The organism is Rhodococcus sp. IEGM 1330 (assembly GCF_033142445.1).
GTDB lineage: Bacteria > Actinomycetota > Actinomycetes > Mycobacteriales > Mycobacteriaceae > Rhodococcoides.
In genome coordinates, this window is record NZ_JAWLSB010000002.1 from 281,323 (window position 1) to 305,054 (window position 23,732).

The following is a 23,732-nucleotide window of genomic DNA, read 5'->3' on the forward strand; positions in this document are numbered from 1 at the left end:
GCATGGTGGAGGGATGCAGCGGCGCGTGGGCGAGAGTTGGTCCGCGGGACCGGTCTCAGGGGTAACCCCTGGGTACATCACGAGAATCGAGCACTGCGTCCGAAGCTGGTCTGCACGCTCCGCGTGCTTGACAGCTCCGAGGACGAAAGATTTCGGTCGCCCCGCGCCGCTGCACCTGATCGGCAACCGCCTGTGACCGAGCGGGAGTTCACCCCGCGAGCAGCGGCGACTCTGGCGCGCCTGGCTGCTGACGCGGAATGGACGCGGTCCGGACTCGAGGAGGCGTTCGAACCCCTCGTCCCGGCCAAGGCGTCGTGGTTGGCGGATCGGGTCATCAATCTGTATCCGAGTCCGCCGTTCGACGAAGCGTCGATTTTCGTTCTGCTGCGCGACCTTCCGTTCATTCCGGAGCCGTCGGTGTCGTCACAGAGCCCTGCGCGTCACAGTGACAAGCCCTGGCGATTCGAGGTGCCGCGGTACGAGACCACCGGTCAGCTCGCGCGGTCGCTGGACGTGACGATCTCCGAAATCGAATGGTTCGCCGATTTGCAGGGCAGGCTGCGCACCACGCCGTTCCCGTTGCAGCACTATCGATCTGCACGGCTCGACAAGCGTCAGGGCATCCGATTGCTGGAGGTGCCGAAGCCGCGTCTACGGGAGATTCAGCGAAAGATACTGCGCCGCATCCTCGATCGCATTCCGCCTCACCCCGCCGCACATGGGTTCCGCACGTCGCGCAGTCCCAGGACATTCGCGATGCCGCATTCCGAACGCGACGTGGTGGTCTCGACAGATCTCCGACGCTTCTTCCCGTCCATCGGGTTCGATCGAGTGGTCGCGATCTTCGAGGCCGTGGGCTATCCGCGAACGGTCGCAGCCACTCTCGCCGCACTGTGCACGACGGTCACCCCGGCATCCGAATTGACCGGTATGGACCGGCCCACTGCGGCCAGGCTACGCGCCACACATCTTCCGCAGGGTGCGCCCACATCGCCTGCGTTGGCGAATCTTGCTGCGCGACAGCTCGACATCCGCGCCTCAGGCCTGGCGCGGTCGATGGGTGCCCGCTACAGCCGCTACGCGGACGATCTCGCGTTCTCCGGCGGCGCAGGTCTCGAGGTCGACACCCTCCTTTGGGTGGTGTCGCAGATCGCCCACGACGAGGGCTTCACGATTCATCCCGACAAGACTCGGGTCAGGCGTGCGCATCAGCGACAACAGCTCACCGGGCTCGTCGTCAACGCGTGGCCGGCAGTGCCCCGAGAGGAGTACGACACTCTCAGGGCACTGCTGCACAACTGCATCACCACCGGCGCAGCCCAGCAGAATCGTCACGACCACAACGACTTTCGAGCCCATGTCTACGGACGCATCGCGCGAATCGGCGAGACGAACGAAACGCGTCGAGCAAAGCTACTGAACATGGCGTCGCAGGTCGACTGGGACTGAGCCCCTCAGACGGCCCGCACCCGCAGCAACACTCCGGTTTGCGGGAACAACACCGGCAGGGCCACGCCCGCCTGCGCCAACATCGAACCCGACAGTTCGACCACTCCGCCGTCGGCGATCCACGGTGGTAGTTCGATGCCGTTGCCCGTGTCACTCAGTGCATGAACGAATTCGACGCGATACCGAACGGCCGGATCGAGGCCCGGGAGTCGGACCCGATCGGTGCGATCCTCGGGCGAGGTGTCCATCCGTACCACCGCATACGCGGACTCCGAGAAGTCCGCTGCGACGACGCCGTGCACCCACACACTCAGGTCCGGATGGTCGGCGCGTACCACGTCGCCGGTGTGGAGCAGTCCGCGCAATTCCTTGTACAGCGCAGTCCACGACCGGAGGTATTGGTGGTCCTCGGACGAGAGCTCGGTGACATCCATCTCCAGCCCGGCATGGCCGAACAGCGATGTCAAGCAACGGAACTGAAGAGTCGACCATCGGCCGGACGTGTGGGCGATCTGGGGGCCGACGTGCGACCCGATCAGCTCCGGCGGCAGCAACTGCGTCGTCCACCGTTGCAGGCGTTGACGTTCGAGTGGATCGTTGGTGTCCGACGCCCACACTCGATCGGTGTGCTCGAGGACCTCGAGGTCGATGCGCGCACCACCGGAGGCGCAGGACTCGAATTCGACGGCCGGATGCCGCGAACGCAGTTCGTCGAGCAGCCGGTAGTACGCCGATGTCTGTGCGTGCACCGCCGCGCGGCCGTCGGAGTCGATCGCCAGCATCAGGTCCCGGTTGTGATCCCACTTCACGTAGTCCGGTCGCTCGGTCGCCAACACCGCGTCGATGGCCGAGAGCAAGTAGCCGAACACCTCGTCGCGAGTCAGATCGAGGACATGCTGGTGACGCCATTCGAGGGGTACTCGACCGGGTGCCGCGAGCAACCAATCCGGATGAGCCCGAGCGATATCGGAGTCCAGGTTGACCATCTCGGGCTCGAACCACAGACCTGGACTCATACCGAGTCCGCGAACGTGATCGAACAGCGGTGCCAGCCCGTCGGGCCAGACGCCCTCGTCCACCTGCCAGTCGCCGAGGCCGGCGCGATCGTCGCGTCGGTGCCGGAACCAGCCGTCGTCGAGCACGAATCGTTCGACGCCCACGTGCGCAGCGACGTCGGCGATCCCGCGAAGTCGGGTGAGATCGTGATCGAAGTAGACGCCTTCCCACACGTTCAACACCACTGGCCGCGGCGAGGTGGGATGCGCGGGTCGTGATCGCATCCATCGGTGCAACGACTGCGCAGAACCGTCGAGTCCAGCAGCGGAATACACGAAGTGCACCCACGGGGTCGTGTAGGTGTCACCGCTGTGCAGTATTACCTCGCCGGGCGCGAGCAGCTCACCGCCACCCAGCACACCCGAGGCCTGACCGGCACGCTCGGGAAGACGCTCGGCCAGATGCAGGTGATCGCCGCTCCAGGCGACATGCGCTCCCCACACTTCACCGCCGCGGAAGCCGAAACCCTCGCTCCCGGCGGTGAGAACCAGGGTGGCGTCGTGCCCGGTTCTTCCGCGTCGTGAGGCGCGCACTGTCGAGCCGTGGTCGAACCGCCGACGCTGCGGGGTACGTTCGCGGCAATGCCGTCCCGTCAGGTCGAGCAGTTCGGTTGCAGTGTCCGGCAACGGCATCAGTGTCACGACACCATCGACGGTCAAAGGGCCGCCGGAGACGTTGCGCACACTCTGACGCACACGGAGCGAACCGCCGACCTCGAGTGACAACTCGATCGACCACGCAATTCCCAACTCGGAGTCGGACGCCTCCACCGCACAATCGAATTCACCGGAGCGAACAGTGACGTCGGCCCACCGCGGATACTGCACGGTGCCGGAGCGGTGCAATGCCAGAGCAGGTGTTCCCTGCCAGGCGTCGTCGCCGCCGGGTGCGAGGGTGAGCCACCGGGGCACATCCACACTCGAGTGCGGAACCGCCGGTATTGCGGCCCTGCGCAGCTCGGTGAGGTCGTTCTCGGACAGCTCGCCCAGATCGGTACCCCAATGCAACACAGCCGGAACAGCGGTGGACGACGGGCCGAGGATCACCATGACACCGTCACGGCGAAGGACGGAAAAGCTCACTTGTTGGCACCCATCGTCAGACCGGACACGAAATGGCGTTGCAGCGCAATGAATACGAGCACTGTCGGTAGAGCCACCAGCACCGAGCCCGCGGCGAGCAGATTGGTGTCGGTGAAGAAGCTACCCTGCAGATTCTGCAGCGCCGTCGTCACCGGGAGCTTGTCCCCGCTGACCATCAGAGCCAGAGCCCAGAAGAAGTCGTTGTAGATCCACGTCACCATCAGTGTGGCGAGAGCCGCCAGGGCCGGGCGGCACAGCGGCATCACCACCTGCCAGTACTGGCGGAACAGGCTCGCGCCGTCGACGGTGGCGGCCTCGAGCAGTTCGTGCGGAACGGTTTTCATGTAGTTGCTCAGTACGAACACGCAGAATCCGGTCTGGAAAGCGACGTGCACGATGATCAGGCCCCAGTAACTGTCGTACAGCGACCCGGACGAGCTCATCCAGTACGGAACGGGAATTGCGTTGTACAGGCGGAAGAGTGGCGTGAGCAGTGTCTGCTGGGGCAGCAGGTTGCCTGCGATGAACACCGCGAGCATGAAGATGTTGAACTTCCAGCTGAAGCGGGCCAGGATGAACGCCGCCATCGAGCCGAAGAACAGGATGAGCAGCACCGACGGCACGGTGATGATCAGTGAGTTGAAGAAGTAGTGCGGGATCCCGCCGATCTGCCACGAGTCGATGTAGTTGCTGAACGTGTATCCGCCGACGGACAGGTAGCCGTTCAGCAACACGTAGTCGTAGTCGCGGAACGAGTTGTACACCGCCCACACGAGTGGGAACAGCCAGACGAGCGCCATGACGGTCAGCAGCACGTAGATCGCGATCTGGGCGGTCCCTGCGCGCCGACGGTTGGCGACGGCGGCGCGATTGCGGGTCAGCGGATCGCGCTCGGGAGGTGCTGTGCGAGTGAGTGAAGTGGTCATCAGTCTTTGCTCCGAAGAACGATGGCGAGGTACAGGGCGATGAAGACGAGAGAGATGAGAAGCATGACGGTCGCGAGGGCCGAGCCGAAGCCGATGCGGCCTGCTTCACCGACGACGTTGGCCGTGACCAACGCCGATATCAGTTCCAATCCGTTTCTGCCCCTGTTGATCACCCATACCAGGTCGAAGGCGCGCAGCGCCTCGATGACGGTGATGACGACGATGAGCAGATTGGTGTTCTTCATCAGCGGGAAGATGACGCTGAAGAACGTCCGAACGGGTCCGGCCCCGTCCATCACCGCAGCTTCGCGGACGGATGGATCGATGGCCTTGAGGCCGGCCAAGTACAACAGCATGATGTAACCGGTATGACGCCACCCGGCTGCGACCATCACGGCCCAGATGTTGATGTCCGGGTCGCCGAGCCAGTCGACGTCGGTACCCAGCAGGCTGTTGAGGACGCCGCCCTCGGTGGAGTAGATGAGCTGCCAGATGAAGCCGATGAGGGCCATCGACAGCACCACGGGAATGTAGAAGATGCTCTGGTAGAGCCGAGATCCCTTGAGGTTCTTGTCCAGAAGGATCGCCAGCAGGATGCCGATGACGGTGGGGACGAGGAACAGGAACACCAGCCAGAGCACGTTGTTGTGCAGAGCCTGTTGGAACGGTGGGTACGCCTCGACGGCATCGACGTAGTTCCGAGTGCCGATCCATTCGATGCTCGACGTGCCGCCGATGCCGTCCCAGCGGGCGAACGACAGGATCACCGTGAAGATCGTCGGAATCCAGACGAGCCCGATGACGATCAGCGCGGGGACTCCGAGCATGAGCGCGATGGTCCACTTCTCGCGAACACTGCGCCGAACCTTCGGCGACTTGACCCGTTCGGGTGCGGTCATGGCATTACCTGATCTCGATGTCGAGTGGATGATGGGGGTCGAATCACACTGCGCACGATCATGTTCCGAACACCGCCGACTTCTGGCGCTCGATACTGCGTACCAGGCCGTCGACATCGTTGGGGTTGCCGATGAACTGCTGGAGGGCCGGGATCATGACGATGGACGCGAAATCAGGACGGGTATCGCGGTCGAAGAACTGGGTGATCTCCGATGCGTTCTGCACCAGGTCCGCCGATTTGCGTACCAGCGCAGGGAAACTCGACAGGTCGGCGTCACGGTGAGCGGGAATGGCCTGCGGATCCTGCTTCGCGTAGGCGACGGCAGGGTCAGGCCCGGTCATGTAGGTGAGGAAGTCCTCGGCTCCGGGCCGGTTGCGCGGGTCGGTGCGCATCATGAATCCGTCCATCGGTGCCTCGACCGTGGATGTTCCGACGGCGGAGTCGAGTTCGGGGAAGGTGAAGAAGTCCAGATCGTCGCGTTCGGCACCGGCGGGGAAGCTCTGGGCGACGAACATGCCGGCGACGAGCGACCCGACGCTCTTGTTCAGCAGTGCCATCTGTGCATCGGCGATTTTGCGGCCCAGTGGCTGTGGCTGGTGGAACGGCAGTAGTTCACGCCAGGTGTCGAACACGGAGCGCACGCGATTGTCGGTCCAGCTCACGTCGCCGGCGAGCAGGGTTCGGTGGAACTCGACGCCGTTGAGCCGCAGATTCAGATAGTCGAACGTTCCGAACGGCGGCCACCCGTCGCGAGCACCGAAACCGAGCGGGGTGAGGCCGTCGGCCTGCATCTGCTTGCTCAGCGCCACCCACTGGTCGTACGTCGCCGGGGGCTCGTACCCACGCTCGGCCCACAGGCTCGGCCGGTAGAACACCGCCCACGGGTAGTAGAAGAACGGGATCAGGTACTGCTTGCCGTCCATGCCGGTCGAGTTCTCGCGGAAGCTCTCGTTGAAGCCGCCGCCGTGGTTCGCCCAGATCGGCGACAGGTCCTCCACCAGACCCTTCTCGGCGAAGTACTTCACCCGGTACCCACCCATCCAGGTGACGACGTCGTCGGGCGTGCCCTGGAGGTAGTTGTTGACGTTTTCCTGGAACGACGTCGAGTCGACGGTGTTGACGGCGAGCTGTCGCCCGGTCTGCTGTCGGTACATCGCGACGAAGTCCTCGACACCCAGCTTGGAGTTGGGGTCGGACAAGCGTGACCCGAGCGTGGTGACGTTCGGGTCGACGCTGTTCGAGCACGACGACAGTGCGCCACCGGCGGTGATCGCACCCGCGGCGACGAGGGCTGACCTGAGGAAGTCGCGTCGGGACGGCTGCCACGTGCGCGGCCACTCGTGTGGGTTCATGGAAGTCCTTCGACGAGAAGTATCGATAACGATCAGAAGTGAACATCTCCGCGGTGCGTTCCGCGGTGTTCGGCCGACCATTCGGGGTGATGCAGGTTACAGAAACACGACGCTACGGCGTCTGTCAAGCCCTTCGAGGCCCGTTCACCTGCATCAGTAAGAAAATGTTCATTCATGTTGACATCTGAGAAAGCCTCGTTCATATTGTGAGCATGGACACAGCGCGACGCAGCACCTGGCCGACCCAGGGAATCTCCTTCGGCGGCGACTACAACCCCGAGCAGTGGCCCGAGGACGTCTGGCGACGCGACGTCGAGCTGATGCACGAGGCCGGCGTCGACTTCGTGACCGTCGGTGTCTTCTCCTGGGCGCGCCTGCAGCCGACCGCGTCGACGTGGGACTTCGAGTGGCTCGACCGCGTCATGGATCTGATGCACGAGGGCGACATTCGCGTCGACCTGGCCACGGCCACGGCGTCGCCCCCGCCGTGGCTGGCCACTGCGTACCCGCAGATGCGCCCGGTGGACGAGCGCGGCTACCGCTACGCCATCGGCAGCCGCCAGACGTGGAGCCCCAGTTCCGCTGTGTATCGCGAACATTCACTCGTGCTGGTCGAGAAGATGGCACTCCGCTACGGCGAGCATCCCGCGCTGGCCATGTGGCACGTGTCCAACGAGCTCGGCTGCCACAACGCGCTGTGCTACTCCGACGACAGCGCCCACGCATTCCGAGAGTGGCTGAGCACCAGGTACATCGACCTCGAGACCCTCAATACCGCGTGGGGCACGGACTTCTGGAGCCAGCGCTACAGCGACTGGGACGAGATCGTTCCGCCCTCGGTGAGCACCACGTTCGGCAACCCCACGCACCAGCTCGACTGGCGCCGCTTCTGCTCGGACGCCCTCCTCGAGCAGTACCGCGCCGAGAAGGCCGTGCTGAACCGGATCACCCCGGACGTCCCGGTCACCACGAACTTCATGGTGGGCATGGGCCAGGGCCCCGCGCTCGCAGGCAACATGGACTACGCGTCCTGGGCCCCGGAACAGGACATCGTCTCCACCGACCACTATCTCGTCGGCCCCGAGACCGGTGACGCCGCAGCGCATCACAAGCTCTCGTTCTCGGCCGACCTCACCCGTGGCGTTGCCGGCCGTCGACCATGGTTGTTGATGGAGCATTCCACCAGCGCCGTCAATTGGCAGCACATCAACCGCGCCAAGGTCCCCGGCGAGATGATGCGAAACTCACTGGCGCACATGGCTCGTGGAGCAGACGGTATCGCCTACTTCCAGTTCCGCGCCTCCAAGGCCGGAGCAGAGAAGTTCCATTCCGCACTGGTGCCGCACGCAGGCGAGGACTCCGCCCGCTGGCGAGAGGTAGTCGAGCTCGGCGCGGCTCTGCGTCGCATGGCCCCGGTGGCAGGAAGCACGGTCGATGCTCGGGTTGCCGTGCTCTTCGACTGGGCATCGCAATGGGCGTGCGAGCAGGAGGGCCATCCGTCGATGGCCATGCAGCCCATGGAGATTGCCCGACGCGCCCATCATGGATTCACCTCTGCGGGCGTGACCTGCGATGTCATTGCATCGTCGACGGACCTGAGTGGCTACGATGTCATCGTCGTGCCGGCTCTGTACCTGTGCAGCGACGAGACCGCCGCGCGGATAGCCGACGCGGCCGATGCCGGCGCGCAGGTACTCGTCACCGCATTCTCGGGAATCGCCGACGAGGACGACCACGTGCGACTCGGCGGCTACCCGGGCGCATTCCGTGACTTGCTCGGCGTGCGCGTCGAAGAGTTCTTCCCGCTCGCAGACGGAGAAGCCCTGACTCTCGACGACGAAACCGTCGGCGAGATTTGGAGCGAGTATCTCACCGCGTCGGGAGACGTCGACGTGCTGGCCCGCCACACCCAGGGGCATCTGCGCGGCGTCCCGGCGCTGACCAAGCGCACCGTCGGCAGCGGCGCTGCCTGGTACGCGGCCACCGTTCCCGACGCGACAGGCTGGGCCTCATTGGCCGACAAGCTCTGTGCTGCAGCCGAAATCGACACCCGGCGCGACCTCGGATCGGACGTGGAGATCGTTCGACGGTCGGCAGGGGAGCAGTCCTGGCTCTTCGTGCTCAACCACGGAACCGACAAGGTCAGCGTGCCTGCCTCGGGTGTGGACCTGGTCGGCGGCGCACAGATCGACGGCGAACTCATCGTGGCCGCAGGCGGCAGTTCTGTGATTGCCGAGAACCGCTGATGCTCGCCCACCAGCGTCAGCAGAAGATCCTGGACCAGGTGACGGCCGAGGGTGCGGTCAAGGTCGCAGATCTCGGTGCATCACTGTCGGTGTCGGACATGACCATTCGACGCGACGTCAACGAGCTTGTCGCCCGCGGTCTGGTCGAGCGGGTGCACGGCGGCGTGACGCTGCCGCGATCGGCCAGCGTGTTCGAGCCTGGGTTCTCGGCCAAGTCCGAACTCGATCGAGATGCCAAGGCCGCCATCGCCCGTGCCGCGGCACGGTTCGTGCGGCCCGGGACATCCATCGGCATCTCCGGTGGCACCACGACGCACGCACTCGCGCAAGAACTGCTCGACGTTCCGGACATCACCGTCGTCACCAACTCCCTGCCCGTCGCCGATGTCTTCCACACCGGTGGCCGGTCAGATCAGACGGTGTTGCTCACCGGTGGACAGCGCACTCCGTCCTACGCGCTCGTCGGACCGCTCACGGTCAGTGCACTGCAGAGTATCCACCTGGACATGCTGTTCCTCGGCACACATGGTGTGGACATCGAATCCGGGCTCACCTGCCCCAATCTCATGGAAGCGCAGACCAATCAGGCACTTGTCGCGTCGTCTCGACGCGTCATCGTGCTTGCCGACCACACCAAGTGGGGTGTTCGCGCGCTGGCCAACACCATCCCGCTCTCACGCGTCGACGTGTTCGTCACCGATGCCGGACTCGACCCCGGCGTCCACGAGGCGTTGTCCGAGACGGTCGACGACGTGGTGATCGCCGGAGAGCAATCCCCCGACACGAACGAGGAACGAGCACTCGATGACCGCGCATGACGCCACGACGCACTCGATGCGCAAGACGTCGACCACTCTGGCCGACGGCCGTGAGCTGATCTACTACGACGACACCGAGCCCTACGTCTCGGGCGGCGCCACCCGCGATCTGGTCGATACGCGAGCCCTCTCGCCGTCGATGTCGCAGTCGCAGATGCGATTCGACGTACTCACCGGTGAATGGATCGTCATCGCCGCACAGCGGATGGACCGCACGTTCCTGCCGCCGGCCGACGCGTCGCCGTTGGCACCGAGCCGACCGGACCGTCCGGCCACCGAGATTCCGGCGGCTGACTACGACGTGGTGGTGTTCGAGAACCGCTTCCCGTCTCTGTCCGAAACCGCAGCACAGCAATCACTTCCGAACGAGGTTGACGGTGAGGCACTGTGGTCGCTGGCACCCGGCACCGGGCGGTGCGAGGTGATCTGCTTCGCGAGTGACCCCGATGCGTCCTTCGTGTCGCTCGAGCTCTCTCGCGTCCGCACCATCATCGATGTCTGGGCCGATCGCACCACTGCCCTGTCCGCCATCCCCGGCGTTCAGCAGGTCTTCTGCTTCGAGAACCGCGGTAAGGAAATCGGCGTCACGTTGACCCATCCGCACGGTCAGATCTATGCCTACCCGTACCTTCCGCCGCGTACCGATGCGCTGATACGCCAGTCTCGCAAACACTTCGAGCAAACGGGCCGAGTGCTGTTGGCCGACGTGCTTGCCGCCGAGCTCCGTTCGGGTCGGCGCATCGTCGTCGATGCCGAGCACTGGGTTGCGTACGTGCCTGCAGCATCGCGCTGGCCGGTCGAGGTGCATCTCGCTCCCCGTCGCGACGTCTCGGACCTCGCCGAGTTGAACGGTGCCGAGCGGGACGAGCTGGCCGTGGTCTATCGGGATCTGTTGCGCGGAGTCGACGCATTCTTCGAGGGAGTCGACGAGGTGCCGTACATCGCGGCGTGGCACCAGGCACCCGTCGGAGCAGATCGCGAAGTGGGACGCCTGCATCTGCAACTGTTCTCGATGATGCGCTCACCCGGTCGGATGAAGTTCCTCGCCGGTTCGGAATCTGCGATGGGAGCCTGGATCAACGACACCACTCCCGAGCGGATCGCAGACCGGCTGCGCGAGGTACTGGCGTGAACTGGCTCGACGTGATCGCCGAGGAGGATCTCGCGGACGGTGCAGCGGCGTTGTTCCGCAGTGCATTCGGCGGTGATCCAGACGGAGTATGGATCGCTCCGGGTCGCGTCAACCTCATCGGTGAGCACATCGATTACGCAGGCGGACTGGTGTTGCCGTTCGCGCTGCCGTATGCCACCGCGGTGGCCGTGCGTCGCCGCGAGGACACGACCATGCGGGCCGTATCGACGCACACCGACGAGTCGTGGACCGGTGAGCTCGGCGAGATCGGTCCGGGCACACCCTCGGGCTGGGCCGCATACGTGGCCGGTGTGTCCTGGGCACTCGAGGAGCATGGAGTCGGCGGAGTCGATGTGGCCGTGCATTCCTCGGTGCCAGTGGGTTCCGGGCTGTCGAGCTCGGCCGCCCTCGAGTGCTCGTTCGCCCTCGCGCTCGACGACCTCTTCGACCTTCGGCTCGACCGAAAGGTACTGATCGACGCCAGTATTCGCGCCGAGAACGAAATCGCCGGTGCGTCGACGGGCGGTATGGACCAGAACATCGCGATGTCGGCCGAACCGGGACACGCGCTGCTGCTGGACTGTCTCGACGGTTCGACGCGTCAGATTCCCCTCGATCTGGCCGGGTCCGGCTCGCGGCTGCTGGTGATCGACACCAATGCGCCGCACCGCCTGGTCGACGGTCAGTACGGAGCCCGCCGCGCAGCCCTGGATACGGCGTATGCCGAACTGGGGGTGACGACCGTGCGTGGACTCGACCCCGAGCAGGCAATGGCCGCGCTCGACGACGACACACTGATCGCACGAGTTCGTCATGTCACCAGCGAGATTCGACGCGTCGAGTCGGCCGCTGCTCTCTTGGATCGCGGTGCCGCAGGAGCGGAGCTCGGTGAGTTGATGACCGCGTCGCACATGTCGTTGCGGGACGACTACGAGGTCAGCTCACCGGAACTCGACAGCGCTGTCGACTCGGCTCTGCGGGCAGGCGCATACGGAGCGCGGATGACGGGCGGCGGTTTCGGCGGCTCTGCCATCGCTCTGGTGCCGTCGGATCTCGTTCAGGCCGTAGCAGACGACATCGCCTCCAGTGCAGCGCGATCCGGATTGCCGGCACCCACCTTCCTCACCGCTGAGCCTGCCGGCTCTGCGCACAGATTCTTCTAACCCATACAAAGGAGCACTTCCATGGCACAGGTCACGTACGAAGGAGCCACCAAGCTCTACCCGGGATCGGACGTCGCGGCAGTCGAATCGCTTGACCTCGCCATCGAGGACGGCGAGTTCCTGGTGCTCGTCGGGCCTTCCGGCTGCGGCAAGTCCACCTCGCTGCGGATGCTCGCCGGTCTGGAGGACGTCGACTACGGTGCCATCAAGATCGGCGACAGTGATGTCACCTCACTGGCACCCAAGGAACGCGACATCGCGATGGTGTTTCAGAACTACGCGCTGTACCCGCACATGACCGTCGCCAAGAACATGGGCTTCGCACTGCAGATCTCCGGAATGGACAAGGCCGAGGTCGGCCGACGCGTCGAGGAGGCCGCGAAGATCCTGGACCTCACCGACTACCTGGGCCGTAAACCCAAGGCGCTCTCCGGAGGTCAGCGTCAGCGCGTGGCGATGGGACGCGCCATCGTGCGGAACCCGCAGGTGTTCCTCATGGACGAGCCGCTGTCGAACCTCGACGCCAAACTGCGCGTGCAGACTCGCACGCAGATCTCGCTGCTCCAGCGCAGGCTCGGTACCACCACCGTCTACGTCACCCACGACCAGGTGGAGGCGATGACGATGGGTGATCGCGTGGCGATCATGAAAGCCGGTGTGCTGCAGCAGTGCGCCAGCCCCAAGGAACTGTACGAGCGCCCGGTCAACGCCTTCGTCGCAGGGTTCATCGGCTCACCCGCGATGAACCTGTTCGACGTGGACGTCGTGGCAGGCACTGCGAAACTCGGATCGCTGTCGGTGCCCATCGAGCGTTCGATCGCCGACCGCATCGACGGCAGCCGAGTGACGATGGGTGTGCGCCCGGAAGCGTGGACGCTCTCCGATTCCGGTACCGACATCGTCGTCGACGTCGTCGAGGAACTCGGTGCGGACTCGTACATCTACGGCCGCACCGCCGAGGACGCGTCGAATCTGGGAACCGTCGGGGCGCAGATCGTCGCCCGCATCCCCGACATCGCGGCCCCGTCGCAGGGCGATGTCATCCGAATCGCCCCGCGTGCCGAGACCGTCCACTACTTCTCGACCGTGACGGGATTGAACCTGCGTCCCTGAGATCCGGTCAGCTACGTACTTGCGCCGCAGCGAACTGGGCACCGTCGGTGGTGGACCCGTTGGTCCCGTACTGAAGGTGCGCGAAAGTGTTGAAGCCGCCGATCTGGCACACCGGATCGCCGAAGTTGCAGAAGCTCCGTGTGCGCGGGCCGTACGTGGCGCTGGCCGTCTCGATCTTGCTGCCGCGCAGCCCGATCGGATTGCCGAACACCACTACTGCGTCGATGCGGTCGGCGATGTCGGCCGGAATGACGGCTCCGGTGATGCTGCTGGGGGTCCGCACACCCACAGCGTTGGTGACCACGGTGGCCCCTTGTGAGTATCCCGCGATCACGAACGTCGTCGACGGGCACGACGCTGCGACGGACGTGAGGTGTGCGACGAGGTCACGGGATCCAGGGCCTGCGCTTGCCTGGGTGAAGTCTGCGGCGTAGTTGACGGCGTAGGTGCTCACGGAGCGATCCGACAGCTGAGATTTCAGGCTGTTGACGAACGGTGTGCCGGTGATACCGAGTCCGGGGAATTCCCCGGTTCCGCGGGCGAACGACACATCGACGTCCGAGCACGGGGCAGCGTTCGCGACTCCGGAAGGTTGTGCCACGAAGAACGCGGAAACAGCTAGTGCTGCAACTGAATAAGAAGCCAAACGCTTGTTCATGGAACTACTCCTCTGTCGGTGACTGTGCGAGTCGAACCATAGCTGCGCAGACCGACCTGGCGCAGCCGTGTCGTAACGGCAGGTCGGAAATTTCTGTCCAAGTCTCATCTCCGATGCGATCTCCCAACGCTAGCTTCTCAACGTATGTTGCGCTACTCTGCTCGGCGGGGTGAGTCCGATCTGCACCAATCGCGGATCCATATTTTCCGGGGGATACGAAGTGTCGAAGAAGTGGTTGCGCGGCGTCGTGGTGTCTGCAGTGGCGGTCGCGTTGTGTCCGATTGCTACGGCCTCGGCGACATCCCGTACTCGACACCCGCGTCGGTCGCGTTCCGCGGGACGTCGCTGATCGTGTCCAACCACGGTCTGCTCGCCATCGACCCGCATCAGTGGGCAATCCTCGAACTCGGGGTGGGAGAGACGGGACTGCCATTGAACTACCCGAAGGGGCTGGCCTGAGGCCGGTGCTACCGTCTGCCGGTGGACCTCGTCGTTCCCTCCGATGATCTCGCCGCTGCGTGGCGGGATGCGCACGCCGAGTGGGGGCCGGGCTTCCACGAGGATGGTTTCGGATTGACGGCCGATGATGATGTCGAGTCCGCACAGGGCTTTTCGGACTGGGTCGAGCGGCTTCGTGTTGACGCCGAGTGCACGTACCGCTGGATCGTGGCGGGCGAACGAGTGTTGGGCGGGGTCGCACTCAGACACGACAGCCACGAGTTCGCCGAACGTCTCGGGCACATCGGCTACGGGGTTCGCCCGTCCGAACGAGGTCGGGGAGTTGCCTCTCGGGCAGTACGCGAGGTGCTGAGGCTCGCCGGTGACGTGGGCATGACCCGGGTGACGGCGGTGTGCGAAGCGAGCAACGTGGCCTCGATAGCGACCCTGACGAGAGCCGGAGGTGAACGTGTCGAGTGCATCGGGTCGGCGGTTCGCTTCCGGATTCCCGTGCACCCGATTTTCTGCGCTTGACCCTCACACTGTGTGAGACGAGATCCTCGGAGGGTCATGTTCAGCATTGGAGAGTTCGCATCGATCGGCCGGGTGTCGGTTCGCATGCTTCGGCATTACGACGAGATCGGGTTGTTGACGCCGGCACGGGTGGATCCGTTCACGGGCTATCGCTCGTACGACGGTTCGCAGTTCGAGGTTCTGGGACGCATTCTCATGTTCAAGGACCTCGGGTTCAGGCTCGACGAGGTGACGCAGATCGTGCATGGACAGGTCGATGGTGATCGGCTACGCGAGATGCTGGCCGCCAAGCGCGACGATGTCGCGCGGCGACTCGATCTCGACGCCGCTCGGCTGCGTCGCATCGATGCGCGACTCTCCCACACCGAAGGGATTTCGATGATCACCGTGGACACCACATCGTTGCCACCCACCCGTATTGCTCTCGTCACCGAGACCGCCGCCGGGTTCGGACCCGAGAACATCGGCCCGGTCATCGGCCCGATGTACGCCCGACTCGCCCAGACGCTCGCCGGGCACGGCGTGACGTTCGGGCCGTCGTCGATCGCCATGTACGAGGCCGTCGACGACGGGGACGGCACCGGCATCACCGTGCATGCCGCATTCGAGGTGGGGCCTGAGGTCGTGGCCGGTGAGGGCTACGAGGTTCGCGAGCTTCCGCCCGTCGAGCTCGCGGTGACCACCGTTCATCACGGTTCGATGGCAACGATCGGCGAAACCTGGAAGCAGTTCGCGGCGTGGATCGAGGCCAACGGATACGAACTTTCCGGCGTCTGCCGCGAGTACTACCTGGTGTCCGAGCCGGAGCCGCAGGAGAATTGGGTGACCGAACTGCAGCAGCCGGTGGTTCGACGTCAGGACGCCTGAGCGAACTCCACGAGTGCGGTGCACTGGCAACCGCCGGTGACCTCCTCGCATTCGAGCACCAGGAAGTGGCGAACGTACTCGAGATCCACACAGTCCGGCTCCGTGCACTCCGCACCGCCGACCGCGTGGATCACGAGTGTGCCGTTGCAGGTATCGAAGCGTGCGGACATGCGAATCCCTTTCTGTCGTCTCTCTCTACATCCTTGATATCACCGGGCTCCGACAAGTTCGGGAGAAGACGAGCGTGTTCGACGCCTGAGCTGGGTAGCGGCCATCACCGTCAGAGCCGGAATCCAGGCGTATCCCAGGGCGGTCCGAATGGCCGATCGGTCACCCAGCCATGCTCCGGCCGACACCAGCACACCTGCCCACACGACTGCGGCCAGCAGGCTGAGCACCGCGTATTCGCGGTGCCGCAGTGAGGAGGTCGCTACGAGTCGGGGCGTGATGGTGCGGATACCCCCGATGAGATGCCCGGCGGTGGCGACAGCGCGTGGTCGGGATCGCGCCTGTGTGGTCAGTCCGAGGACGACCCTCATCACCGCGGCCGGCAGCGCGGACTCCGCTCGCCCGAGACCCAACACGGTGTCGGTGTGGCGACTGTGCCAGAACGCCCATTGCGCACCCATGCTCGACGCCACCGCCGCGGTGACGACGGCAGGCAGCCACGGCACGACACCGATCGACGTCAGCACCCCGAGTGTGATCGGGACGCTGTTTCCCGGTGTGAAGAGACCGAGCAACGACGCGGACTCGAATGCCAGCAGTACGAAGACGACGGCGAAGACAACCAGTACGGGCACGGACGACAACCGGTCCACATCGAGGATGTTCAGGTTCATACCTGTCGAATCTCGTCGTCCGGGCCGCGGAAAACACCACGATCGACCCACGGACCGACGGTAGGGCTGGCCCTACCTCGGGCCGTGGGTTCACAGTGCGGACAAGCCGACGACACCCGACTTAGGCTGATCCGCATGAACGAGGCACTACCGATTCCCCTGAATCCGCTCAGGGCATGGATATCGCCGCACTGGTGGCTGGCGGTGGCGTCGTTGCTGGCGTCGACGATCGCCGGGCTGGGCGGCTGGATGATCCTGGGATTGCTGGTACTGGCGGTGTGCGCATTGCCGTTTGCGCTCAGCGGTGTGCTCGTCTTCGCGCTGACGATAGTGGCGCTGCGGTGGATGGACCGTGCAGCGCGAGCCGGAATCGGCTTCACCGGTGGAGTTCCCATCGAGGGCCCTGACGTGACCGTGTACCCGACCAGTTGGCGCAAGTTCGTCTGGTGCCTACGTGATATCGGGTTGTGGAAGTCATTGTGTTACTGGCTCGTTCGCATTCCGATCTCGGCTGTGCTGCTGTTCTTGCTGCCGGCGCTGTTCGTGGCCCTGCCTGTTCTCGCGGCGGCACCGGTCGCCTGGATAGTGACGAACCCGGTCGCCGATCAGCTCGAAATCGGTGAACGGGTTGGCTATCCGTTCGTCGCGTTGGTCGGCTTCGCCTCGCTGGTGACCTTCGTTGCGGGAGTGCCTCTGCTGCTCACGGCCCTGGCGCGACTCGACTGGTGGAGTGCCGCAGCCCTTCTCGGCCGCTCCGAATCCAGTAGGAGAGTGGACGAATTGACGGTGAGTCGTGCTCGCGTCGTCGACGCTGCGGATGCCGAACGCCGTCGCATCGAACGAGATCTGCACGACGGTGCTCAGCAGCGCTTGGTATCGGTGGCAATGTCTCTGGGGCAGGCGAAGTCGCGTGCCGTTGTGAGCGACGATGCGGTCCTGAAGGAATTGCTCGACGACGCCCACCGGGAGGCCAAGAACGCGATCGGCGAGATCCGCACCCTCACCCGCGGTCTGCATCCGCCGATCCTGACCGACCGCGGTCTCGACGCCGCACTGTCGTCCGTCGCGGCGTTGTGTGCAGTACCGGTCACTGTTCGGATCGACCCCGCCCTCTCCGGTGATCGACGCCCGGACGCCACCGTCGAGTCGACGGTCTACTTCGTCGTCTCGGAGGCCCTGACCAACGTGAGCAAGCACGCGAAGGCCGACCACGTCCGAGTCGACGTCTCGAGAATCGAGTCCGCAGTGCGTGTGACGGTGGTCGACGACGGGTGTGGCGGAGCGCATCCGGCACCGGGGGGCGGCCTGGCCGGGCTCGAGGACAGGCTCAGCGGAATCGACGGAACCCTGTCCATCACGTCGCCGTCCGGCGGCCCGACGCGGCTCGAGGTGAGTATCCCGTGCGAGTGATCATCGCCGACGATTCCGTTCTGTTGCGAGAGGGCGTCGCTCGCCTGCTGATCGATACCGGAGCAGACGTGATCGGGAAGGTGGCGGATGCTTCGGAACTGCTCGCGGCCATGTCCGCTGCCGATCCGCTTCCGGATGTCTGCGTGATCGACGTACGCATGCCGCCGACCTTCCTCGACGAAGGTCTACGCGCAGCGCTGGTCATTCGCCAACGATGGCCCGCCGTCGGTGTTCTCGTGCTCTCGCAGTACGTGGAGGAACGGTACGCAGCCGAGCTCATCCGGCAGAGCACGGACGGCGTGGGCTACCTGCTGAAGGATCGCGTCGCCGATGTGGACGAGTTCGCCGACGCCGTGCGCACGGTTGCGGGCGGTGGCACCGTCATCGATCCAGAAGTGGTGCAGCAGATCCTGGCTCGGGCCCCACGATCGGATCCCCTCGATTCGCTGACCCCGCGGGAACGAGACGTGTTGACCGCCATGGCCGAAGGCAAGTCGAACGCCGGAATTGCCTCTGCATTGGTGGTCGGTCAAGCAGCCGTGGAGAAGCACATCGGAAACATCTTCGCCAAGCTCGGGCTACTCGGAGACAGTGCCGATCACCGCCGCGTCATGGCCGTCCTACGATATCTGGGAGCGATCCAATGAAAAAGTCGATGTGGCGCAGTGTCGTTGCCGTTTCGATAGCTGTCGCGGTCATCGGCACCGCAGGGGCAGCCACGGCGGCCACCATCGCCGTCGGTTTCACCACGCCGAAGATGCAGTCCTTCGATTACTCCGCCGATACAGCAATCGTCGGGAAGAATCTGGCCGTCACAACCAGATTCGCCCATGTCTCGGTGTCGATGAGCCCCGACTCGGACCTGCACGTACGGGCCGACGGGTCCTACCGAGGAGATACTCCGACGGTCGACATCAGTGACGACGGCTCGAAGATCGCTGTGGAATGTTCCTACCGAAAGAATGGCAGCTGCGACATCGGTCTCGAACTACGGGTACCTGCAGGATTGCTGCTCGACATCGACGGAGCAGCAGGCGACGTGGTGCTCACCGACGTGGACGCACAGGCATCGGTGTCCACGTCGGCGGGCTCCGTGATCGCTCGGGGATCTGCCGGAACCCTGGACGTGACAACCAGATTCGGTGACGTCGACATCAGTGATGCGGCTGTGTCGGCAGTCGAGGTGGACACGACGTTCGGTCAGGTCGCCATGGATTCGAGGGTGTCACCGGACTTGGTCCGCGTGCAGAACATGCAGGGCGACAGCATGATCGAGCTCCCGGCGGCCGAGTTCTACGACGTCGAGGCGACGTCCGAGAAGGAAGATGTCGACATCGACGTCGTCGACGATCCGAGTTCCCCTAGGTCGGTATCGATCACCAGTGAAGAAGGCCAGATTTCGGTGCAGCGGAGATAGATCCGGTCAGTGACTGCTGTTCAATGATTCCGACGCCACGCACTGAACGAACGGACCGAGGACGTGGTGGGACGCACCAGCCAAGGCCACGGATGCAACTCGACCGGGGCTATGGCGTCGGCGATGCGGGAGAAGCCGGGAACGGGCGCCCAGGTGGTAGCCAAGTCGCGTCCGGAGAGTTCGTCGGCAACTCGACCGCGGCGCACCTCCAACGGGCGGGTCGATGCGATCTCACCGAGCGTCTCGGCGAGAAAGACGAGCCTCTTGCCGGAGAGCCTCAGTGTCCGCAGAAGCGGTTCGTCGAAGACGAACACCGCGGGCCGGTCGGTCTCGGCGGCCAGTGCTGGGTCTGTGGTGCCGAGCGACTCTGCTGTGATCCACACCTGTTCTGCACCAGTGCCTTCCACGTGGGCGGGGCCGGCGGGAATCGGACCCTTGTTCAGATCGGGACCGTCGACAGCCGGCCCGAGATCGTCGTCGGGCCAGTTCTCGATGGGGCACGCATCTTTCAGCGCGCAGTTGCGGCACAGCGACGGTGCTCTCTTGTTCACCTGCCACCGGCTGAATCCGTAGACCTTGCCGCTTCCGGTACCGACGGTCCACTGCCAGCCGAGGCGATTGGCGGCGCGGGAGCCGTCGAGCAGGTGGGCGAACATCTCGTCCTCCCCGTCGCGCCACGTCGCTCCGGCGCGAACCGCCCACTGGGACGCGAGCCACATGCGAGTTTGGTTGACGAGCCAACCGTCCTCGTGCAATTCGCCCACCACCGAGGACATGCAGTTCATCTCCTCGGGCCACGGCTGCGCGGTCCAACCCTGGGGTCGCGGCTGCTCACGGCGTAGCGAACGGCCGAGATCCGATCCGGTGCGCGCGTAGAGATGGCGGGCGTATTCCTGCCACATCAGTTCGTCGCGATAGCGGGAACGGTCGCGTGAAGGAGCGTCGGACACCGCGTCCCAGACTTCTCGCAGCATCAGCAGCCCGTGGCGAATGTACGGCGACATGCGGCTTGCGCCGCGGCGATTCACCGGAAGAACGGTGCTGCGATCGCGCGCATATCCGGTGATATCGAGCCCGGCCAGGGCGGCATCGGCAGCGGACTGCCCGCCGCGAATGCCACCCGCCGTGATGCCATCCGGTCCCTCGCGCGTCAGATCGCCCAGATGCTCGGCAACCCAGGCGACGACGTCCTCGGTGGTGGAGCCGTCGGCAATCGACGGGGGAGCTGGAAGCGTGGGCATAGCGTCGGACTTCCCTGTCGGCACGAAAGGGAAACGCCGAGTCGTCAGGGGCGCGGCAGGCGGCGATGGAGCGGGTTCGACGTCGTCCTGGTTGCGGATCGGCTCTGTTGTGGGAGGGACGAGACCACGGCAGGTGTGTCTGCGGTGGCGCGGGAGGCGTCGTGCGCCTTCATCGCGGCGCTGTTCCCTCGTCCGAGAGCAGGCGAGGAGATCTGTCGTGCGGCTACCTCTCCGCACTCCGGGCACGTCACCTGCGAGGGCGCGTCGGCCATGGAGAATCTCTGTTCGACGGGGGCGCAACGCTGTGCGCAGCGGAAGCTGTAGGTCGGCACACCTCCGAGAGTAGCGCGATGCGGTGCATCAGCAACGTTCCGGCGCAACGTCATACAAGTTTTACATGCATATCCGACCGGATGCACCACGACGGTGCAATGATCGAGGCAGGAGAATCCGCGCAACCGGAGGTGCCTCGTGCCCGAACTGCTGTTTCCGCTCGACTCGACGAAGAGTTTCACCGAGCAGGAGGTCGTCGGTCACAACCGATGGCATCCTGATATCCCGGCGGCGGTCACGGTCAAACCCGGCACATCCTTTCGAGCCCATTGCCGTGAATGGTTCGACGGGGCCATACACAACGACGATTCCGCCGAGGACATTCTGAATGCGCCGCTCAACAACGTGCACACGCTGTCCGGGCCGTTCCACATCGAGGGAGCCGAGCCCGGCGACCTGCTGATCGTCGACATCCTCGACGTGGGGCCGATCCCGCAAGAGGATTCGGGTCCGCTGGCCGGGCAGGGCTGGGGCTACACGGGAATTTTCGCCAAGGAGAACGGCGGCGGGTTCCTCACCGATCGGTTCCCCGACGCGTACAAGGCGATCTGGGACTTTCCGGGCAGACCACCACATCTCGCCACGTGCCGCACGTGAAGTACACCGGCATCACCCATCCTGGCCTCATGGGTACTGCGCCCTCGGCGCAGTTGTTGGCGAAGTGGAACGCCCGTGAAGGTGCCTTGATCGCAACGGACCCGAATCGTGTCCCGCCACTGGCTCTTGCACCCGAGCTCGACGGTGCAATCCTCGGATCACTGACCGGTGACGAATTCTCCCGCGTTGCAGGCGAAGCCGCGCGCACGGCACCGCCACGCGAGAACGGTGGCAATCAAGACATCAAGAACCTCACCAAGGGCACCCGCGTCTTCTATCCGGTGTTCGTTCCGGGCGCGAAGCTGTCCTTCGGCGACTTGCACTTCTCCCAGGGCGACGGGGAGATCACGTTCTGCGGTGCCATCGAAATGGGTGGCTTCATGGACTTGCACGTCGATCTGATCAAGGGCGGCATGGAAACGTACGGAGTGAGCGAAAACGCGATCTTCATGCCCGGAAACACCGCACCGCAGTACTCGGAATGGATTGCCTTCTCGGGTATTTCGGTGACCGTCGACGGTGAGCAGAAGTATCTGGACTCCGACCTGTCGTACCAGAACGCCTGCATGCATGCGATCGACTACCTCACCAAATTCGGCTACAGCCCCGAGCAGGCATATCTGCTACTGGGTTCGGCTCCGATCGAAGGACGCTTGTCCGGGGTGGTGGACATTCCGAACTCCTGTGCCACGGTGTACATCCCCACTGCGATCTTCGATTTCCCGATTGCGCCCTCGGCCAGCGGACCGTTCCAAATCGACCCGGGAATGGGAGCGCCGCGAGCGCAGTTCTGACTGCAGCGTCGGTGGTCGAGATCTATCGTCGGGTGGCTACTGCTTCTCGTCGTCGGCCGCAGTGATGATCTGGTCGACGCGAAGCGGCGAGGATTCGATCTCTGTGAGCGCGAGAAGGTCCGCAACGGTATCCGTGCTGCCTCCGAGATATGCACACGGGAAGTCGAAGTGCTGAGCCATGCACCATGCGTGGTCGGCGGGCCACCACAGGTTTGGTGACAGTCCTCCGAGGGTGTCCGCTGCGTGCGAGACCGGTCCCTTCAGCAGGAAGTAGTTGTAGCCGGCGATGTGTGCGGTCGGTGCCATCTCGCGAATGCCGTCGAGAGCGGTGTTGCCTTCCCAGAGTGCGAACCAGCACTCATCCGGTGTTGTCGTACTCCGAGTGAGTACTTCGAGGATGTCCGCCAGCTGATCAGGCCAGGGCGCAACGGGTTTCGCCGGAGTGGAATGAAGCGTGCTGTCACGGAGGGGATACAGGATGTGGGTATAGGCGTCGAACACTGTGGGGACCAGCGAGCCCACCGTCGTATCGGCCACGACGTTCAGGCTGTCGTTCACCCAGTACGCCTCCGAAACATCCTGTTGCAGAGAGTCTTCCGACCACTCGGTTCGATGGGGTCTCAATGGCTGTACGAGGGTTGTGGACGGGCAGGATCGTCGATGACAGTGTCGACTCGACGATCAGCGAGAATGTCCTCGATCGCTGCTGAACTGGCACCGATGGTGGCGAAGTGGGGGTCGACGTCGTTGGCAATGCACCACGAGCGGTCGGCGGGCCAGACGAAAGAGGGAATCGGCAGACCCTCGGGGCCCGGGGGATCGAGTGCCTGCTCCCAGTTCAGCAGGTCCAGCGCAGGTCCTCGGAACAGGAACGCTTCCCGTTCGGGAAGGTCGATTCGCGCGGCACCACGAGCCTCGAGACCTCCCCTTCCCTCCCACACGCAGAAGTAACAGTCCGCTGGTGTCGAAGTGTGCTTCGCCAGCATCGCGACGACTATTGCCAATTGATCTGTTTCTGAACGCTCGTCGTATGGAACGCCAACCTCGCCCTCACGTTGATCCGTGTGCGCCGGATCGGGAATGAACCGTAGCCGTGCGTAGCTTTCGTACCCCAGCGGGCCTCGGACGGCGAGGTCCCACCAATCACGATTGGCGTGGACGAGCCAGTCGGCGGCAGTTGGATCGCTGGACGGTCGCACGCTCATGGTGTGCCCTTTCTGGTGTCGATCGGTTCCAGCTCCCGCTCCTCGACCGATGTGATCCGTAAGCGTGACGCTACCTCTCCAAAAGGGGGCTTGGAACTACCTGTGCGGGCATATGAATCAAGTGCCAGTCGTCGCGGCGATCTGAGGTATCGCTGGTC

The 23,732-nt window shown here is 64.4% G+C and carries 23 protein-coding genes and 1 pseudogene; 13 read left to right on the plus strand and 11 right to left on the minus strand.

Going from position 1 to position 23,732, the window contains the following annotated elements:
* Window positions 1-192 precede the first annotated feature (192 nt).
* Window positions 193-1,449 carry a reverse transcriptase family protein gene (locus R4P57_RS06235; RefSeq protein WP_317801989.1) on the plus strand — a complete coding sequence of 419 codons (1,257 nt, stop codon included), beginning with the start codon at window positions 193-195 and terminating at the stop codon, window positions 1,447-1,449.
* A 5-nt stretch (window positions 1,450-1,454) separates the two neighbouring features.
* Here the strand turns inward: R4P57_RS06235 and R4P57_RS06240 are convergent, their stop codons facing one another.
* The 4 genes from R4P57_RS06240 to R4P57_RS06255 are packed head-to-tail and all read right to left on the minus strand — an operon-like array spanning window position 1,455 to window position 6,766.
* Window positions 1,455-3,587 carry an alpha-galactosidase gene (locus tag R4P57_RS06240; protein ID WP_317801990.1) on the minus strand — a complete coding sequence of 711 codons (2,133 nt, stop codon included), beginning with the start codon at window positions 3,585-3,587 and terminating at the stop codon, window positions 1,455-1,457.
* On the minus strand, window positions 3,584-4,513 hold the full coding sequence (locus R4P57_RS06245) for a carbohydrate ABC transporter permease (protein WP_317801991.1): 930 nt from the start codon (window positions 4,511-4,513) through the stop codon (window positions 3,584-3,586). The genes R4P57_RS06240 and R4P57_RS06245 overlap by 4 nt, the downstream gene beginning before the upstream one ends.
* Window positions 4,513-5,412 carry a sugar ABC transporter permease gene (locus tag R4P57_RS06250; RefSeq protein ID WP_317801992.1) on the minus strand — a complete coding sequence of 300 codons (900 nt, stop codon included), beginning with the start codon at window positions 5,410-5,412 and terminating at the stop codon, window positions 4,513-4,515. Before R4P57_RS06250 ends, R4P57_RS06245 begins: the two co-directional genes overlap by 1 nt.
* A 58-nt stretch (window positions 5,413-5,470) precedes the next feature.
* Entirely contained in the window at window positions 5,471-6,766 is a 1,296-nt protein-coding gene (locus R4P57_RS06255) for an ABC transporter substrate-binding protein (RefSeq protein WP_317801993.1), read from the minus strand.
* A gap of 212 nt (window positions 6,767-6,978) precedes the next feature.
* On the opposite strand from R4P57_RS06255, the gene R4P57_RS06260 reads away from it, so the two are divergent.
* The 5 genes from R4P57_RS06260 to R4P57_RS06280 are packed head-to-tail and all read left to right on the plus strand — an operon-like array spanning window position 6,979 to window position 13,238.
* A complete protein-coding gene (locus R4P57_RS06260) occupies window positions 6,979-9,012 on the plus strand; it encodes a beta-galactosidase (protein ID WP_317801994.1) in 2,034 nt (677 codons plus the stop codon).
* On the plus strand, window positions 9,012-9,830 hold the full coding sequence (locus tag R4P57_RS06265; protein ID WP_317801995.1) for a DeoR/GlpR family DNA-binding transcription regulator: 819 nt from the start codon (window positions 9,012-9,014) through the stop codon (window positions 9,828-9,830). Before R4P57_RS06260 ends, R4P57_RS06265 begins: the two co-directional genes overlap by 1 nt.
* Before the next feature lie 16 nt (window positions 9,831-9,846).
* A complete protein-coding gene (gene galT, locus R4P57_RS06270) occupies window positions 9,847-10,962 on the plus strand; it encodes a galactose-1-phosphate uridylyltransferase (RefSeq protein WP_317802309.1) in 1,116 nt (371 codons plus the stop codon).
* The gene (gene galK / locus R4P57_RS06275) at window positions 10,959-12,125 is read left to right on the plus strand and encodes a galactokinase (protein WP_317801996.1); all 1,167 of its coding nucleotides are present in this window, start codon (window positions 10,959-10,961) and stop codon (window positions 12,123-12,125) included. The genes galT and galK overlap by 4 nt, the downstream gene beginning before the upstream one ends.
* A 21-nt stretch (window positions 12,126-12,146) precedes the next feature.
* Window positions 12,147-13,238, plus strand: coding sequence for a sn-glycerol-3-phosphate ABC transporter ATP-binding protein UgpC (locus R4P57_RS06280; RefSeq protein ID WP_317801997.1), 1,092 nt, complete (start codon window positions 12,147-12,149; stop codon window positions 13,236-13,238).
* Between the two features lie 7 nt (window positions 13,239-13,245).
* On the opposite strand, the gene R4P57_RS06285 is transcribed toward R4P57_RS06280, so the two are convergent.
* Complete coding sequence (locus R4P57_RS06285) at window positions 13,246-13,896, minus strand: cutinase family protein (protein ID WP_317801998.1); 651 nt, start codon at window positions 13,894-13,896, stop codon at window positions 13,246-13,248.
* Between the two features lie 273 nt (window positions 13,897-14,169).
* Here R4P57_RS06285 and R4P57_RS06290 point away from each other — a divergent pair, with 273 nt between their 5' ends.
* From R4P57_RS06290 to R4P57_RS06300, 3 genes are read left to right on the plus strand one after another with little or no spacing between them, the layout of a single operon-like run.
* Window positions 14,170-14,355: a hypothetical protein gene (locus tag R4P57_RS06290; RefSeq protein WP_317801999.1), complete on the plus strand. Its 186-nt coding sequence runs from the start codon at window positions 14,170-14,172 to the stop codon at window positions 14,353-14,355.
* 21 nt (window positions 14,356-14,376) lie between these two features.
* On the plus strand, window positions 14,377-14,868 hold the full coding sequence (locus R4P57_RS06295) for a GNAT family N-acetyltransferase (RefSeq protein WP_317802000.1): 492 nt from the start codon (window positions 14,377-14,379) through the stop codon (window positions 14,866-14,868).
* 36 nt (window positions 14,869-14,904) lie between these two features.
* Window positions 14,905-15,735, plus strand: coding sequence for a MerR family transcriptional regulator (locus R4P57_RS06300; RefSeq protein ID WP_317802001.1), 831 nt, complete (start codon window positions 14,905-14,907; stop codon window positions 15,733-15,735).
* On the opposite strand, the gene R4P57_RS06305 is transcribed toward R4P57_RS06300, so the two are convergent.
* Both R4P57_RS06305 and R4P57_RS06310 read right to left on the minus strand, forming a co-directional pair.
* Window positions 15,723-15,905: a hypothetical protein gene (locus R4P57_RS06305; protein ID WP_032397091.1), complete on the minus strand. Its 183-nt coding sequence runs from the start codon at window positions 15,903-15,905 to the stop codon at window positions 15,723-15,725. The two genes, R4P57_RS06300 and R4P57_RS06305, sit on opposite strands and share 13 nt — an antisense overlap.
* A gap of 39 nt (window positions 15,906-15,944) precedes the next feature.
* Entirely contained in the window at window positions 15,945-16,577 is a 633-nt protein-coding gene (locus R4P57_RS06310; RefSeq protein WP_317802002.1) for a hypothetical protein, read from the minus strand.
* Window positions 16,578-16,712: 135 nt separating this feature from the next.
* Here R4P57_RS06310 and R4P57_RS06315 point away from each other — a divergent pair, with 135 nt between their 5' ends.
* From R4P57_RS06315 to R4P57_RS06325, 3 genes are read left to right on the plus strand one after another with little or no spacing between them, the layout of a single operon-like run.
* Window positions 16,713-17,987 (plus strand): sensor histidine kinase, encoded by a 1,275-nt coding sequence (locus tag R4P57_RS06315; protein ID WP_317802003.1) that lies wholly within the window; start codon window positions 16,713-16,715, stop codon window positions 17,985-17,987.
* Window positions 17,978-18,634 carry a response regulator transcription factor gene (locus tag R4P57_RS06320; RefSeq protein ID WP_317802004.1) on the plus strand — a complete coding sequence of 219 codons (657 nt, stop codon included), beginning with the start codon at window positions 17,978-17,980 and terminating at the stop codon, window positions 18,632-18,634. The genes R4P57_RS06315 and R4P57_RS06320 overlap by 10 nt, the downstream gene beginning before the upstream one ends.
* Window positions 18,631-19,404, plus strand: coding sequence for a DUF4097 family beta strand repeat-containing protein (locus R4P57_RS06325; protein WP_317802005.1), 774 nt, complete (start codon window positions 18,631-18,633; stop codon window positions 19,402-19,404). The genes R4P57_RS06320 and R4P57_RS06325 overlap by 4 nt, the downstream gene beginning before the upstream one ends.
* Before the next feature lie 20 nt (window positions 19,405-19,424).
* Here the strand turns inward: R4P57_RS06325 and R4P57_RS06330 are convergent, their stop codons facing one another.
* Together R4P57_RS06330 and R4P57_RS06335 are read right to left on the minus strand one after the other, a co-directional pair.
* Window positions 19,425-20,645, minus strand: coding sequence for an FAD-binding domain-containing protein (locus R4P57_RS06330; RefSeq protein WP_317802006.1), 1,221 nt, complete (start codon window positions 20,643-20,645; stop codon window positions 19,425-19,427).
* Window positions 20,646-20,689: 44 nt separating this feature from the next.
* Window positions 20,690-20,977: an FmdB family zinc ribbon protein gene (locus R4P57_RS06335; protein WP_317802007.1), complete on the minus strand. Its 288-nt coding sequence runs from the start codon at window positions 20,975-20,977 to the stop codon at window positions 20,690-20,692.
* A 139-nt stretch (window positions 20,978-21,116) separates the two neighbouring features.
* On the opposite strand from R4P57_RS06335, the pseudogene fmdA reads away from it, so the two are divergent.
* Window positions 21,117-22,369: pseudogene (gene fmdA, locus R4P57_RS06340) on the plus strand (formamidase).
* A gap of 36 nt (window positions 22,370-22,405) precedes the next feature.
* Here fmdA and R4P57_RS06345 read toward each other — a convergent pair.
* A complete protein-coding gene (locus R4P57_RS06345) occupies window positions 22,406-22,927 on the minus strand; it encodes a hypothetical protein (RefSeq protein ID WP_317802008.1) in 522 nt (173 codons plus the stop codon).
* Between the two features lie 62 nt (window positions 22,928-22,989).
* A complete protein-coding gene (locus tag R4P57_RS06350) occupies window positions 22,990-23,574 on the minus strand; it encodes a hypothetical protein (RefSeq protein WP_317802009.1) in 585 nt (194 codons plus the stop codon).
* Window positions 23,575-23,732: the final 158 nt, after the last annotated feature.

Excerpts from the sequence above, each read along its gene's own strand:
- R4P57_RS06245 (WP_317801991.1), bottom strand. The coding sequence starts at position 4,513 with ATGACCACTTCACTCACTCGCACAGCACCTCCCGAGCGCGATCCGCTG.
- R4P57_RS06250 (WP_317801992.1), bottom strand. The coding sequence starts at position 5,412 with ATGACCGCACCCGAACGGGTCAAGTCGCCGAAGGTTCGGCGCAGTGTT.
- R4P57_RS06255 (WP_317801993.1), bottom strand. The coding sequence starts at position 6,766 with ATGAACCCACACGAGTGGCCGCGCACGTGGCAGCCGTCCCGACGCGAC.
- R4P57_RS06260 (WP_317801994.1), top strand. The coding sequence starts at position 6,979 with ATGGACACAGCGCGACGCAGCACCTGGCCGACCCAGGGAATCTCCTTC.
- R4P57_RS06265 (WP_317801995.1), top strand. The coding sequence starts at position 9,012 with ATGCTCGCCCACCAGCGTCAGCAGAAGATCCTGGACCAGGTGACGGCC.
- galT (WP_317802309.1), top strand. The coding sequence starts at position 9,847 with ATGCGCAAGACGTCGACCACTCTGGCCGACGGCCGTGAGCTGATCTAC.
- R4P57_RS06280 (WP_317801997.1), top strand. The coding sequence starts at position 12,147 with ATGGCACAGGTCACGTACGAAGGAGCCACCAAGCTCTACCCGGGATCG.
- R4P57_RS06285 (WP_317801998.1), bottom strand. The coding sequence starts at position 13,896 with ATGAACAAGCGTTTGGCTTCTTATTCAGTTGCAGCACTAGCTGTTTCC.
- R4P57_RS06300 (WP_317802001.1), top strand. The coding sequence starts at position 14,905 with ATGTTCAGCATTGGAGAGTTCGCATCGATCGGCCGGGTGTCGGTTCGC.
- R4P57_RS06305 (WP_032397091.1), bottom strand. The coding sequence starts at position 15,905 with ATGTCCGCACGCTTCGATACCTGCAACGGCACACTCGTGATCCACGCG.
- R4P57_RS06310 (WP_317802002.1), bottom strand. The coding sequence starts at position 16,577 with ATGAACCTGAACATCCTCGATGTGGACCGGTTGTCGTCCGTGCCCGTA.
- R4P57_RS06315 (WP_317802003.1), top strand. The coding sequence starts at position 16,713 with ATGAACGAGGCACTACCGATTCCCCTGAATCCGCTCAGGGCATGGATA.
- R4P57_RS06325 (WP_317802005.1), top strand. The coding sequence starts at position 18,631 with ATGAAAAAGTCGATGTGGCGCAGTGTCGTTGCCGTTTCGATAGCTGTC.
- R4P57_RS06330 (WP_317802006.1), bottom strand. The coding sequence starts at position 20,645 with ATGCCCACGCTTCCAGCTCCCCCGTCGATTGCCGACGGCTCCACCACC.
- R4P57_RS06350 (WP_317802009.1), bottom strand. The coding sequence starts at position 23,574 with ATGAGCGTGCGACCGTCCAGCGATCCAACTGCCGCCGACTGGCTCGTC.